The sequence below is a fragment of the Thermoactinospora rubra genome (assembly GCF_002093975.1).
GTDB classification, from domain to species: Bacteria; Actinomycetota; Actinomycetes; order Streptosporangiales; family Streptosporangiaceae; genus Nonomuraea; species Nonomuraea rubra_A.
Genome location: NZ_KZ084324.1, coordinates 213,448 through 226,070 on the forward strand (window position 1 = coordinate 213,448; position 12,623 = coordinate 226,070).

The following is a 12,623-nucleotide window of genomic DNA, read 5'->3' on the forward strand; positions in this document are numbered from 1 at the left end:
TCTTCTATCCGGGAGCGAGCGCATGGCAGCGGGCAGATCTATCCGATCCAAGATCATAGTCCTGCTCGCCCTCCCCCTGGCCTCCCTGGTCGTCCTGTGGGGCTACGCCGCGAGCCACACCACCCACGACGCGGCCAACCTGCTCAGGGTCGACACCATCTGGCGTGGCGTCGTCGACCACGCCGACCTCCTCGTCGCGAGGGTGCAGCAGGAACGGCTCGCCGCCGCCGAGCGGCTGGCCGGAGCGGACGACCCGGTCAAGGTGGGGCGCACCCGCGCCGCGGTCGACGAGGCGAGCAAGGCGCTGACCGACAGCGCGACGAGCGACGACACCCAGTCGGCCCTCAACGCGGAGATGAAGCGGCAGCTGCAGGCGGTGTTCGCCGCCGCGGCCCGGCTGCCGGAGATCCGCCGCCAGGTCGACAGGGGCGCTCTCACCCCCTCCCGGCTGGTCGAGGAGTACGCGACCGTCTCCGACGCGGTCTGGCGCCTCTACGCCGAGTTCGCGCTGGCCACCGACCTGGAGCTGTACCGCCGCGCCAACGGCCTGATCGCCGCCGACCAGGTCCGCGAGCTGCTCAGCCGCGAGCACGCCCTGGTGGTGGCCGCGGCCGGCAAGCCGGACCTCCAGCTGCTGTCGAGGATCGACGGCGCGAGGACCTGGCAGTTCCGCCGGGCGATGACCGACCTGGACGAGGAGCTGCGCGCGCCGTACGAGAAGGTGCCCCTGGCGCCGGTGGACCGCGCGGTGGCGACGCTGACCTCGGGCGGCGAGCTGACGGTCGCGCAGTGGCGGGCCGCGATGGACCCGGCGCTGGCGGTCTACACCGAGGCCATGAGCGTGTCCGGCGAGGCGCTGCTGGCCAGGGCCGAACCGGCCGGGACCGGCATCGTCGCCCGCGCGGCCGTGGCCGGCCTGGTCGGCCTCGTCGCCGTGATCCTGTCCGTGGTCGTCGCGGTGCGCATGGGCCGCGGCCTGGCGCGCGAGCTGGCCGGCCTGCGCGCGGCCGCGCAGGACCTGGCCGAGGTACGGCTCCCGCACCTGGTCGAGCGGCTCAAGCGCGGCGAACGTCCCGACATCCCCCGGGAGGCGATCCCGTCGGGGACCACCACGGAGATCGCCGACGTGGCCACGGCCTTCGGCAGCGTGCGCGACACCGCCGTCGAGGCCGCCGTCGGCCAGGCCGTGCTGCGCGAGGGCGTCGCCGAGGCGCTGCGCAACCTGGCCAGGCGCAGCCAATCGCTGGTCCAGCGCCAGCTGTCGCTGCTGCAGGAGATGCAGGGCCAGACCGAGGACCCCGAGGCGCTCGGCAAGCTGTTCAAGCTCGACCACCTCACCACCCGCATGCGCCGCCACGCCGAGGGCCTGGTGCTGCTCACGGGCGGCAAGACCGGACGCGCCTGGCGCGGCGCCATCCCCGTGGAGGAGGTCGTCACCGGCGCCGCCGCGCAGGTGGAGGACTACACGCGGGTGCGGGTGTACCCGATGCCGGAGTGCGGCGTGTCCGGCCTGGCGGTCGCCGACCTGATGCACCTGTTCGCCGAGCTGATCGAGAATGCGGCCGCCTTCTCGGCCCCCACCAACGAGGTGTCGGTGCGCGGCGAGGTGGTCGGCAAGGGCTTCGCGGTCGAGATCGAGGACCGCGGCTTCGGCATGGACGCCGAGCAGCTGCGCGCGGTCAACGCCAGGCTGGCGGCGCCGCCCGACTTCAACCCGGCCGACACCGAACGGCTGGGCTTCGCGGTGGTGGCCCTGCTCGCCTCCCGGCACGGCGTCCAGGTCACCCTCAAGGCCTCGCCGTACGGGGGGACGACCGCGGTGGTGCTGCTGCCGGCGGACCTGCTGGAGCAGCCGGAGCCGGCCCCGGCGGCGGCGCCCGGCCGGGTGCCCCAGCCGCGGCAGGGCCAGGCGCGCGGGCCCGGGCTGCCGCGCCGCGTACGGAAGGTGAACCGCAGCCCCGAGGAGGTCAGGGCGCTGCTCCAGTCGGACGGGGAGGGAACCCCGTGAGCGAAGAGTGGGTGGACGAGCCGGTCGTGCGGCCCTACGCGCTGACCAGGGGCCGCACCGCGCCCTCTCCCCGCGCCGCGCTCGACCTGCTGGCCACGGTCGTCAGGACGGCCGCCCCCGCGCCGGATTCGGCGGAGCTGGGCGTGCACCACCGGCGGCTGCTGGAGCGCCTGGCCGAGCCGCGCCGCGTGGTGGAGGTCGCCTCCGACATGGGACTGCCCGTGGGCGTCGTGCGCGTGCTGCTGGGCGACCTGCTGGAGCACAAGCTGATCACGGTACGGCAGACGGCGCCCTCCTCGACGATGGAGAGTCTGCTGCGCGAAGTGATCGACGGGCTCAGGGCGCTGTAGCCAGCGTCCGCAGGGAGTGCTCGACCAGCGCGATCATGACCTCCTTGGCCGAGGAGCGCTTGCGCACGTCGCACAGCAGGACGGGCACGTGGTCCTCCAGGTCGAGCGCGATCTTCACGTCCTCCACGCTGTGGCTGGCCTCGCCGTCGAAGCAGTTGACCGCCACCACGAACGGCGTGCCGCGCTGCTCGAAGTAGTCGATGGACGGGAAGCAGTCGGTCAGCCTCCGGGTGTCGGCGATGACCACCGCGCCGAGCGCGCCGTAGGACAGCTCGTCCCACATGAACCAGAACCGCTCCTGCCCCGGCGTGCCGAACAGGTAGACCACCAGGCCCTCGCGGATGGTGATGCGCCCGAAGTCCATGGCGACCGTCGTGGTCGTCTTGCCCTCCACGCCGTCGAGGTCGTCCACGCCGATGCCGCGGTCGGACAGGATCTCCTCGGTCTTCAGCGGCTTGATCTCGCTGATGGAGCCCACGAGGGTGGTCTTGCCGACCCCGAAACCCCCGGCGATGAGGATCTTGAGCGCTACGGGGTCTTCAGAGAGCGCGGAGTCCATTGATCACTTCCTTGAGAACGCGCTCGCTCGGGCGCGGTCCCGCCTGGGACGTCACCGAGATGAGCCCTTGGTCACGCATGTCGGCGAGGAGCACGCGGACGACTCCCACCGGCAAGTCGAGGTCGGCGGCGACGTCCGCCACGGAGATGGGGGAGCGCGCCAGCCGCAGGATAGCCTCCTGCTCGGGGCTGCCCGCGGCCTCGCCCGTGGCGGTCACCAGGGCGAGGAGGTCGAGCATAGCGCCGGAGGGCCGGGTGCGTCCCTTGGTCAGCGCGTAAGGGCGGACGATGGGCCCGGCCTCGTCGTCCATCCACGTGCTCATGGCCGCACCGCCGAGCGCGGATTGGTCTTCAGGTGCTGGCCCACCCGCTTGACCAGCATCGCCATCTCGTAGGCGATGTGGCCCACGTCGGCGTCGCCGTCGGCGAGCACGGCCAGGCACGTGCCCTGGCCCGCGGCCGTGACGAACAGGAAGGCCGATTCCAGCTCGACGATGGTCTGCCGGACGTCACCGCCGCCGAAGTGCCGTCCCGCGCCTCTGGCCAGGCTCTGGAAGCCCGCGGCCAGCGCGGCCAGGTGCTCGGCGTCCTCCCGGATCAGACCCTTGGAGTGGCCCACGGCCAGGCCGTCGGTGGACAGGATCACGGCCTGGCGCACGGAGCCCACCCTCGCGGTCAGATCGTCGAGGAGCCAGTTCAGCTCGCCCGTGTTCGTCGAGGTCATCAATCCCCTTCTTCCTGTCTTCCGCGTTGGGTCCCGCGCTGGAACGCCGAGAACAGATCACGCACCTGCTCGGGCGAGCGCTCCTCGGGGCCGGGCTCCTCGACGGGCGCCGCCTGGAGCTGGGGTGCCGGCTGGAGCTGGGGGGCAGGCTTGCTCTGCCGTACGCGCCTGGGCAGTCCGGCGTGGGTGCCGGCCGGCCCGCCCGCCGTGCCGCCGACCACGGCCAGCGGCTTCTTCCTGGGCCGCTGCTCCAGGGCCGGCGGCTGGTCGCGCCGCTCGAGTTCGGGCTCGTCGGTGACCAGCGCGCGGGGGACGAGCACGATGGCGGTGGTCCCGCCGTACGGTGAGGCGCGCAGCACGACCTGGACGCCGTGCCGGGCGGCGAGGGTGGCGACCACGATCAGGCCGAGCCGGTCGCTGTCGGCGCCTTCCTCGGTGAGGGCGTCGAAGTCGGGCGGGGCGGACAGGAGCGTGTTGATCCTGGCGTAGTCCTCGGGCGGCAGGCCGGGGCCGCGGTCCTCCACCTCGACGGCGTAGCCGTTGGCGACCCGGTCGCCGCGCACCTGGACGGTGGTGGTCGGAGGGGAGTAGATCGCGGCGTTCTCCACCAGTTCGGCGAGCAGGTGGGTGAGGTCGGCGGCGGCCGAGCCGTCGACGGCGGCGACCGGCATCGCGCCCACCTCGACGCGGGTGTAGTCCTCCACCTCGGCCACGGCGGCGCGGACGATGTCCAGCACCGCCACGGGCTTGCGCCACGCGCGGCTCGGGGCGGCGCCCGACAGCGTGATCAGGCCCTCGGCGTGGCGGCGCATGCGGGTGGTCAGATGGTCCAGGCGGAACAGCTCTTCCAGGCGGTCGGGGTCGTGCGTGCGGCGCTGCATGCCGTCCAGCAGCCGCAGCTGGCGGTGCAGCAGCCCCTGCTTGCGCCGGGCGAGGTTGAGGAACACCTGGCCGACGCCCCGGCGCAGCGCGGCCTGGCCCACCGCGGCCTCGACGGCGGTGCGCTGCACGGTGGAGAACGCCCTGGCCACGTCGATGATCTCGGCCGAGCCGCTGACCTTGAGCCCGCGCGCCTCCTCGCCCGCGTCGACCTCCTCGCCCCGGCGCAGCCGCTCGACCAGCCGCGGCAGCCGTACCTGGGCCAGCTCCAGCGCGGCGTCGCGCAGCGCGGCCAGCTCGCCCGACAGGCGGCGGCCGAAGCGCACCGAGACGACGATCGACAGCACGACGGCCAGCAGCCCGGCGCCGCCCGCGACGGCGATGCGCATGGCGACCCCGTTGGCGGCCTGGGCCGTGCGCTCCTCCAGGACGCGGGAGGACTGCACGCCGAGCCTGTCGAGTTGGGCCAGCACCTCGCTGACCGCGGCCGTCCAGTCGGGCGTGGGCACCCCGGTGTGCCGGATCTTGGCCTCGATCAGCGTGAAGGTCATGAACGGCTGGCTGCCGAAGGCCAGCTCGTACGGCTGGCGCAGCTCCAGGTCGAGCACGGCCAGGGCGCGGTTCTGGAGGAACTTGCGGGTGGCGGCGTACTCGGTGAGGGCGGCGACCTCGGCGGGGGTCAGGGCGCCGCCGGCCAGCGCCGCGCCGACGAGCGCCTGCTCGCGGGCGATCACCTCGCGGGCCTTGGCCATGGTCTGCACGCCGGAGGCCTGCTGGTAGAGGGTGAGGTCGGGAACGGCGATGAGGTGGTCGTAGACGGGGAACAGCGCGTCCATCACGCGGTTGTAGTCCGTCAGCCCGGCCAGGCGGGTGCTGCTGCCGTCGTCGATGGCGGCGCGGATCGCGCCCAGGCGGTTGAGCTCGGCGGACAGGGCGTCGAGCGCGGCACGCAGCTGGGGCCCGACCGTGTCGCCCGCCTCTCGCACGGCCTCGCGCAGGTCGGCGACGGCCTGGTCGGTGCGGGTGCGCTGCGCGCCGAGGTCTTCGGTGAGCTTGCGCGTGGCCATGGCGGTGGCGGAGCGGGCGCGTTCGGCCTGGAGCTGCACGCCCAGCTCGGTCGAGCTCACCCCGATGGTGTCGTACAGGGTCTCGGCCCGGTGGAGCGCCTGCCCGTCGGCCACCGTCAGATTGAGCACGAAGCCCCAGAGCGCGCTGAGTGACACGAGCGGCAAAAGCAGCAATAAGAAGATCTTTCGCCGGATCGTTCGGTTTCTCGAGCTCATATCCCAACCTCGGAAGATCGCACAGGAGACTAGCACCGATGCGCCTAGTTACGCATTGGGGGGAAGAGGATGCTTACCGGGAAAATTGCTGCTTTGTGAGGCTGCTTCTCCGGCCAGCAGCTCGCCGACCGCCCGGTAAGCAGCGGTGATGGCGGCGTCCGCGGAGGCCGCGGGGACGGAGTCGGAGTTGGCGATCGCGATCCGGCCGAAACGCCTGCGCGCGAGGTCCGCCGGGAGGGGGCCGTCGGGGTAGAACGTGTTCCACGGACGGCAGTACTCCGGCGCGTAGCCGTGGCCCCACCGGTTGACGGCGACGGCCTCGATGTCGCGCGCCGGGTCGAAGCCGCCGGGGCCCAGCAGGCGGGCCAGCTGGTCCCTGATCGTGTGCTCCAGGTGGCTGTAGGGGGTACTCAGCAGCGCCCGCCGCCCCGCCGCCGCGCCCTCGGCGGGCGGCATGCCCGGCGCGCACGGCGCGGCGACCATGTGGACGACGATCGGCTCGGCGGGGTCCTCGGGGCAGGCGTACCCCGGCATGCGGACCGGGCGGTCCAGCTCGGACACGCACCAGTAGGCCCCGGTCCACCGGACGCGGTGGACGCCCAGGCGCCGCCACGCCTCCCAGGTGCGCAGCTGGACCGTGGCCGACAGCAGGGGGATCTTGACGGCCCGGCGCAGCGCGTCCTTCTGCCCGGCGGGCAGGTCCGCGACGAGATGGGGGACGACCATGTTCCAGCAGGCCATGATCACCGACCCGGCGCGGACGGTCCTGACCGCGTGGCCGTCGAAGTAGCCGACCGTGGCCGTGGCCGCCGTGCCGGGGTCGCCGTCGTTGGCCACCGAGACCACGGGGCTGGACAGGCGGTACCGCACGCGGTTGCCGAGCACGTCGAGCCGATCGTGGTCGTAGGCGGCGGTCGTGACGCCGGCCATGCTCGCGTCGCCGGCGAACCCCGGGATCATCCGGCCCAGCATCATCCGCACGAGCGCCTGGTTGCCCTCAGGGAACAGGACGTCCTCGGCGCCATGGGCGCCCCACTCCTTGCGGACCGTGGGCGAGTTGTACCGCGACGGCCTGCCCGCGTCGAGGCCGAGCCCCTGGAAGCCGGGCAGGCCCCTGCCCCAGGCGTCGATCGCGCCGAAGACCGTGGTGTCGTAGCCCCACTCGGCACTGGAACTGGTACGCAGGAACCGCTCCGCGTCCGGGTGGACGCGGCAGACCCGCAGCAGGAACTGCGAGTACGTGAGCCCGGCCAGCCGGGCCTCCTTCTCCTTCGGCGACAGGCCGGGGAACCAGTCCGGCGGCCGGCCGTACAGCATCGCCAGGTCCTTCCTGGCTGGCTCGGCGACCGGCAGCTCGGCGAGCCACTCCAGGCCGGGCGTGAGGCGCACCAGCCTGTCGGCGGCGAAGCTCTCCCTGTCGCACATGACGCCCTCGGCCATCCCGTGCCCGGCGTACAGGCCGCGGTCCAGGGACCGGCCCAGCGCGGCGGGCTCGACGCCCAGGCGGCCGAGCAGGTCCCTGCCCTCCGGCGTCCACGCCGAGACGGCCCTCATCCACCGGGAGCCGCCGCAGGCGACGAGCGGCGCCGGGCGGCCGCGCGGGTGGAACTCGTTCCGCCTGGCGTGCCCGCCGATCTCGTCGTGATTGTCCAGGATGAGGATCCGCGCGCCGGGGTCGTGCTCCAGCCAGTGGAAGGCCGCGGCGACGCCGCTGATGCCGCCGCCCACGACCACCAGGTCGTAGTGCTCGCCGGTGGGCTCGGGGTCGCCGGCGAGCCGCCAGAAGCGGCCGTCGCGCAGGGCGTGGGGGACGGCGAGGGCGTCGGGCGTGTCGCCCCGCAGGCCGGAGGGCGGCGCCGGGGAGCCGCCGCCCATGAACTCCGGGGCAGCGTCCGGGAGAGCCTCGGACCCGGCGGCCAGCGCCGCCGTCCCGGCCGCCCGCGCGACACCGTCGAGGAAGTCGCGCCGGGATATGCGGCGATCCATGCCGAGGTCGCGTGAACCGGTTCCCATGGCGCGATCATCCGGAAATCCGCCAAATACCTCAGGACGGCACGCAGCGGTTGGCAGAGATTTGCGCAAGCGGGAAACCCGCCCGCCGCGCCGGGAAATCGTCTACCGTGCTGTCGACTGGTTCCCTCGGCTGGAAATTCGATGAAGAAATCAATTAGCGCGATATTTGCGGGAATTTTGGTGCTTGCCGGGTGCGCCGCACACGATCCGCCGCCCGCGGCGGGCGGCAGGCCCTCGCCGTCCGCGACGCCGACCTCCGGCCTGGCCGCCGCCCTCATCCCCGCGCCGCCCGGCATGCGCCTGGCCTACGGCCCGGAGTACGGCGCGTACGGCTCGCTCCAGGCGACTCAGCGGGGCCTGGCGGCGCTGCGGCAGGCCAAGCTGGACCGGCCGCAGTGCGCCATGTCCGGCCAGCTCGACGCGACGGTGCCGGAGATCGGCAAGGCGCCGGCCGCGGTCGTCGCCTTCGTCTCCGACAAGCTGTCGATCACCCAGGCCCTCGTCGCGCTCCCGCCCGGCAAGGCGGCCCTCCCGCCGCCCGTGGCCAAGGAGTGCCGCTCCTACCACGCCACGATCGGCGACGCCCAGGTCCGCTACACCACCGAGCAGGTGCGCGCGCCGCGCCTGGGCGCGGAGTCGCGCGCCTTTGTCACCACCACCTCCGGCGGCGGGCGCAGGCTGCAGATCGGCGCGGGCATGGTGCGCCACCGGAACGTGGTGATGACCATCCTGCTGGTCGGATCGACGATTAAGCCCGCCGATTTGCGGAGGAATATCGCAGACGCCTATGAAAGGCTGGCGAAAGTCGTGAAGTAGTCGCGGTCGCGTATTCGCCGCCCGCGGTCAGGCTCAGGAGACCCGCTGCGTGCTCGGCCCGCGCGTGCAGGCGCACCACGTCGATCCACATGTCGTCGTCGGTCGTCGCCATCGCCACTCGCCTCCCGGCTGAGATTCAGCCCATGTGCACGCACTGCGGATGCACGGACAGGCGACCGGCCGGGAGCGGCCCATCGAGCAGGCGGCTAGACCTGCCGCGTCGGCGACACGGTGAGCGACGGCAGGCTGACGTGGCGGGGACGGCCCACGACGAAGGCGACCACCTCCGCCACGTCCGCGGCGGCCAGCGGGTCGATCGCCGCCTTCATCTGCTCCTCCCAGGCGAGCGCCAGTTCGGAGCCGGCGCGCAGCTCCGACAGCACCATGCCCGGCTCGACGCTGGTCACCCGGACGTTCCTGGGCGCCAGCTCCGCCCGGAGGTTCCTGGACAGGTGGCTCACCGCGGCCTTGGTCGCGGCGTAGACGGCGGCTCCCGGCTCCACCTGCGAGGCGGCCACAGAGGAGACGTTGACCAGGTCGGCCGGGCGGCCCCGCCCGGCGGCGGCGACCAGGCCGGGGACGAAGGCGCGGCTGACGTGGAGCAGCCCCAGAAGGTTGACCTCGACCTGGCGCCGCCACGCGGCCGTGTCGCCGCCCTCCAGGAAGCCGGGCACGAGCACGCCGGCGGCGTTCACCACGATGTCCACGGGGCCGATCTCGTCCGCGGCCGCCGCCACCGCGGCCTCGTCGGTCACGTCGGCGGCCACGGCCGTCCCTCCCAGCTCCTCCCGGAGGGCCTCCAGCCGGTCCCTGCGCCGGGCGAGGAGCGCCACCCGGGCGCCCCGCGCGGCCAGCTCCCTGGCGACGGCGGCGCCGATGCCCGAGGAGGCGCCGGTGACGACGGCGGTGCGGTCATCAAGTGCGGTTGCGGTAGTCATGGCTCGATGCTGCGGCGCGCCGGCCCGGGCAACCAGGACCGCGCCGAGGGTGGTACCGGCAGGGTCAGGCAGGCCCCGTCCGCGTCGCCGAGAATGGCGACATGGGGAACGAGCTCGGAGACTTCCTGCGGTCGCGGCGGGCCCGGGTGCGGCCGGAGGCCGCGGGCCTGCCCACGTACGGCGAGCGCCGCCGCGTCGAGGGCCTGCGCCGGGAGGAGGTCGCCCTGCTGGCCGGGGTGAGCGTGCCGTACTACGTCCGGCTGGAGCAGGGCCGCGCGGGCAACGTCTCGGAGGAGGTCGTCGACGCCGTCGCCAGGGCGCTCGGGCTGGACGAGACCGAGCGGGCACACCTGCACGCCCTGGCCAGGCCGGTCCGCGCCCGCCGGGCAGGCGCGCCCGCGCAGCGGGTCCGGCCCACGCTCCGGAGGCTCCTGGACGCCATGGGCGACACGCCGGCGTTCGTGCTCGGCCGCCGGACCGAGCTGCTGGCCTACAACCGCATGACGGCCCTGCTGTTCTGGCGGCCCCTGGCCGACACCAACTGCGCCCGCCTGGTCTTCCTCGACGAGCACTTCCGCTCGCTCTACCCGGATTGGGCGGACAAGGCCAGGGAGACCGTCGCCTTCCTGCGCCTGGACGCCGGGCGCCACCCCGAGGACCGGCGCCTGGCCGCGCTCGTCGGCGAGCTGTCGGTCAAGAGCGCCAACTTCCGGCGGCTGTGGGCGCGGCACGACGTCAAGGAGCGCTCGGCCGGGCGCACCCGGTTCCGCCACCCGCTGGTGGGCGAGCTGGTCCTGGACTACGACAGCCTGCGCCCCGCCGACGACCCCGACCAGGTCCTGGTCACCTACCTGCCCGAGCCGGGCTCGCCGAGCGAGGAGGCCCTGCGGTTCCTCAGGGCACAGTTGAGCGGCCCGGCCTCTTCCGCAAGCTCCTCTGAGGGGCTCAGATGAGCACGTGCTCGGCCGGGTGCCCCACGAAGGAGAACTGCGCGTTGCGCGTCAGCTTGATGTGGTCGGCCTGCCAGGTGTGCATGGCCGTGTCGGCGCTGCGCCAGTAGACGAAGTTGAAGCGGTCCGCCGAGTAGATCTTGACGCCCTCCTCCTTGAGCCGGCGCACCAGCCTGGTGTCCTCCCCGCGCGTGACGTCCTCGAAGGGGTAGGCGCGGAACAGCCCGGCCTTGCCGAGGAACGTGCCGCCCTGCACGAGCCAGGAGTAGCGGTGCTCCAGCCCCGGCAGGCGGAGCATCGTGGTGTTGATCCCCTCGAAGTAGGCGTAGTGGGCGCCCTTGCCGACCAGCTCCGCCTCGGTGTAGTCGAACGCCCGCACCAGGTCGGACAGGTAGTGCTCGCCGTACAGGTTGTCGTCGTCCATCTTGGCGATCAGCTCGCCGTCGGCGGCGGCGATGCCGTGGTTGAGGCAGGCGCCCAGCGACCAGTCGGCCGGCGCCGGGAGCACGACCACGTCGGTCACCCCGGCCGCCCGCGCCTTGTCGGCCACGACCACCGGGTCGATGTCGAGGCCGTGCAGCACCATGACGAGCTGGAGCGGCCGGTGCCGCTGCCTGGCCACCGACGAGATCGCGTGCTCGATCTGGGAGGCGCGGTTCGTCGGCAGGACGACCGAGATGCTCCTGGACCGGCTCTCGACCGTACGGCCCAGCGCCCGCAGGACCTGGTCGACCCGGTGGGAGAACAGGTGCTTGTCGAACACCTCGCGCATCGCCAGGTGGCCCAGCCGGGCGCGCAGCTCCGGGCTGTTGAGCAGGTGCAGCACCTGGTTGTAGGACTCCACCGGCTCCCTGGCGATCGGGATGAGCTCGCCGAAGGTCTCCTCGATCGCCCGCGACCAGCCGCTGACCACCGGCGTGGCGCAGGCCGACAGCTCGAAGACGCGCCGCGCGCACATCGTGGGGGAGTCGAGCACCGAGTTGACGTTGAGGAAGACCTTGTACATCCGGTAGGCGGCGAGCATCTGGTCGTAGGGCAGCTCGCCGACGATGTGCGGGCGGTACTTGTCCGGCCAGGCGTACTTGTCGTCGACCGTGTCGTTGCGGGCGAAGATGTGCAGGCCCAGCTCGCGGACCGGGTCGAGCACGGTCTCCATCTGCTCGCGGCGCTCGGGGTGCTTGTCGCGGAAGTACATGCCCGCGAAGACCACGTCGTGCAGGCGGCCCTCCTTCTGCTGGACCGGGTTGTGCACGCGCGGCTGGGCGGCGAACTGCAGCACGTCGACGCGGTCATGGCCCAGGATTTCCCGATATTTCGGGATCATGTCGCCGTCGCACGTGAACACGTAGTCGAACAGCTTGGCCGTGTCGATGAAGTGGTCGAAGTTGGGCGGGTCCTCCTTGTTCCAGAAGACCGTCGGGATGCCCTCGGCCCTGCACCAGGCGACCAGCTCGCGCAGCGGCTCCTTGGGCGCGTTCGTGCCGGTCATCTGGTAGCGCCACCGGCCCTGGTTGCCGTGCCAGGCCGACTCGCAGAACAGCAGATCGGGCCGCTTCTCGGCGAAGATCTCGCGCCAGTTCTGCTGCCCGAACTCGATCTGGTCCCACTCGTAGCGGAAGGCCATCCGGGAGAAGTCGTCCAGGATCACCGCGACCTTGAGGTCCGGGCGGTTGACCGGCCCGTCGGGCCACTTCACCGGCGGCACCTCGACGCGCGGGCCCCTCCTGTCGATCTCCTCGACCACCTCGGCCACCGGCCTCGGCGCCTCGGGCGCCCTGCCGTTCGACCTCATCGCCTTGAGGAACGCGCCCGGGTTCTTGGCGGCGATCGCCTCGCCCAGCTTGAAGGACCGCTTGGCCTGGGTCGCCTCCAGCTTCCAGGTGGCGTAGGCGGCCTTGGCCTCGGCGATCTCCAGCCGCCTTCGCAGCTCGGCGACCTCGGCCTCGTACCTCTCGACCAGCTTGCGCTCCTCGGGCAGCCAGTTGATCGGCCCGAGCCGCTGGAACCGGGGCTCTTCGGGGGTTTCGGCCATGGGTGCTCGCCTTATCGCAGTGCGGGGTCGGTTTGTCATGGTACGGCGACCGCCGCCATGATGGCGCACCCT

The 12,623-nt window shown here is 72.8% G+C and carries 11 protein-coding genes; 4 read left to right on the forward strand and 7 right to left on the reverse strand.

Translation table 11 applies throughout. From position 1 onward, the window contains the following. Positions 1 to 22: 22 nt before the first annotated feature. Positions 23 to 2,008, forward strand: coding sequence for a sensor histidine kinase (locus BSB02_RS01125; protein WP_084955631.1), 1,986 nt, complete (start codon positions 23 to 25; stop codon positions 2,006 to 2,008). Next, complete coding sequence (locus tag BSB02_RS01130; protein ID WP_084955632.1) at positions 2,005 to 2,358, forward strand: DUF742 domain-containing protein; 354 nt, start codon at positions 2,005 to 2,007, stop codon at positions 2,356 to 2,358. Before BSB02_RS01125 ends, BSB02_RS01130 begins: the two co-directional genes overlap by 4 nt. On the opposite strand, the gene BSB02_RS01135 is transcribed toward BSB02_RS01130, so the two are convergent. The 5 genes from BSB02_RS01135 to BSB02_RS01155 form a co-directional block, all read right to left on the reverse strand. Then, a complete protein-coding gene (locus tag BSB02_RS01135; RefSeq protein ID WP_084955634.1) occupies positions 2,345 to 2,917 on the reverse strand; it encodes a GTP-binding protein in 573 nt (190 codons plus the stop codon). The two genes, BSB02_RS01130 and BSB02_RS01135, sit on opposite strands and share 14 nt — an antisense overlap. After that, complete coding sequence (locus BSB02_RS01140; protein WP_084955636.1) at positions 2,898 to 3,239, reverse strand: DUF742 domain-containing protein; 342 nt, start codon at positions 3,237 to 3,239, stop codon at positions 2,898 to 2,900. Before BSB02_RS01140 ends, BSB02_RS01135 begins: the two co-directional genes overlap by 20 nt. Further along, positions 3,236 to 3,640 (reverse strand): roadblock/LC7 domain-containing protein, encoded by a 405-nt coding sequence (locus tag BSB02_RS01145; RefSeq protein WP_084955638.1) that lies wholly within the window; start codon positions 3,638 to 3,640, stop codon positions 3,236 to 3,238. Before BSB02_RS01145 ends, BSB02_RS01140 begins: the two co-directional genes overlap by 4 nt. Beyond that, complete coding sequence (locus BSB02_RS01150; protein WP_158088529.1) at positions 3,640 to 5,715, reverse strand: sensor histidine kinase; 2,076 nt, start codon at positions 5,713 to 5,715, stop codon at positions 3,640 to 3,642. The genes BSB02_RS01145 and BSB02_RS01150 overlap by 1 nt, the downstream gene beginning before the upstream one ends. 135 nt (positions 5,716 to 5,850) lie before the next feature. Next, positions 5,851 to 7,815, reverse strand: coding sequence for an NAD(P)-binding protein (locus tag BSB02_RS01155; protein WP_240506089.1), 1,965 nt, complete (start codon positions 7,813 to 7,815; stop codon positions 5,851 to 5,853). Positions 7,816 to 7,995: 180 nt separating this feature from the next. Between BSB02_RS01155 and BSB02_RS01160 the strand changes: the two genes are divergently transcribed. Then, complete coding sequence (locus BSB02_RS01160; protein ID WP_143590118.1) at positions 7,996 to 8,631, forward strand: hypothetical protein; 636 nt, start codon at positions 7,996 to 7,998, stop codon at positions 8,629 to 8,631. Between the two features lie 206 nt (positions 8,632 to 8,837). On the opposite strand, the gene BSB02_RS01165 is transcribed toward BSB02_RS01160, so the two are convergent. Continuing rightward, positions 8,838 to 9,569, reverse strand: coding sequence for an SDR family oxidoreductase (locus BSB02_RS01165; RefSeq protein ID WP_084955644.1), 732 nt, complete (start codon positions 9,567 to 9,569; stop codon positions 8,838 to 8,840). A gap of 101 nt (positions 9,570 to 9,670) precedes the next feature. On the opposite strand from BSB02_RS01165, the gene BSB02_RS01170 reads away from it, so the two are divergent. Continuing rightward, positions 9,671 to 10,522, forward strand: coding sequence for a helix-turn-helix transcriptional regulator (locus BSB02_RS01170; protein ID WP_084955646.1), 852 nt, complete (start codon positions 9,671 to 9,673; stop codon positions 10,520 to 10,522). Here BSB02_RS01170 and BSB02_RS01175 read toward each other — a convergent pair. After that, positions 10,515 to 12,551: a glycosyltransferase family protein gene (locus BSB02_RS01175; RefSeq protein WP_084955647.1), complete on the reverse strand. Its 2,037-nt coding sequence runs from the start codon at positions 12,549 to 12,551 to the stop codon at positions 10,515 to 10,517. The two genes, BSB02_RS01170 and BSB02_RS01175, sit on opposite strands and share 8 nt — an antisense overlap. Positions 12,552 to 12,623 lie beyond the last annotated feature (72 nt).

What these genes read in the sequence shown, in the direction of transcription:
- BSB02_RS01175 (WP_084955647.1), bottom strand. Translation starts at nt 12,551, where the DNA reads ATGGCCGAAACCCCCGAAGAGCCCCGGTTCCAGCGGCTCGGGCCGATC.
- BSB02_RS01135 (WP_084955634.1), bottom strand. Translation starts at nt 2,917, where the DNA reads ATGGACTCCGCGCTCTCTGAAGACCCCGTAGCGCTCAAGATCCTCATC.
- BSB02_RS01155 (WP_240506089.1), bottom strand. Translation starts at nt 7,815, where the DNA reads ATGGGAACCGGTTCACGCGACCTCGGCATGGATCGCCGCATATCCCGG.
- BSB02_RS01125 (WP_084955631.1), top strand. Translation starts at nt 23, where the DNA reads ATGGCAGCGGGCAGATCTATCCGATCCAAGATCATAGTCCTGCTCGCC.
- BSB02_RS01170 (WP_084955646.1), top strand. Translation starts at nt 9,671, where the DNA reads ATGGGGAACGAGCTCGGAGACTTCCTGCGGTCGCGGCGGGCCCGGGTG.
- BSB02_RS01165 (WP_084955644.1), bottom strand. Translation starts at nt 9,569, where the DNA reads ATGACTACCGCAACCGCACTTGATGACCGCACCGCCGTCGTCACCGGC.
- BSB02_RS01145 (WP_084955638.1), bottom strand. Translation starts at nt 3,640, where the DNA reads ATGACCTCGACGAACACGGGCGAGCTGAACTGGCTCCTCGACGATCTG.
- BSB02_RS01140 (WP_084955636.1), bottom strand. Translation starts at nt 3,239, where the DNA reads ATGAGCACGTGGATGGACGACGAGGCCGGGCCCATCGTCCGCCCTTAC.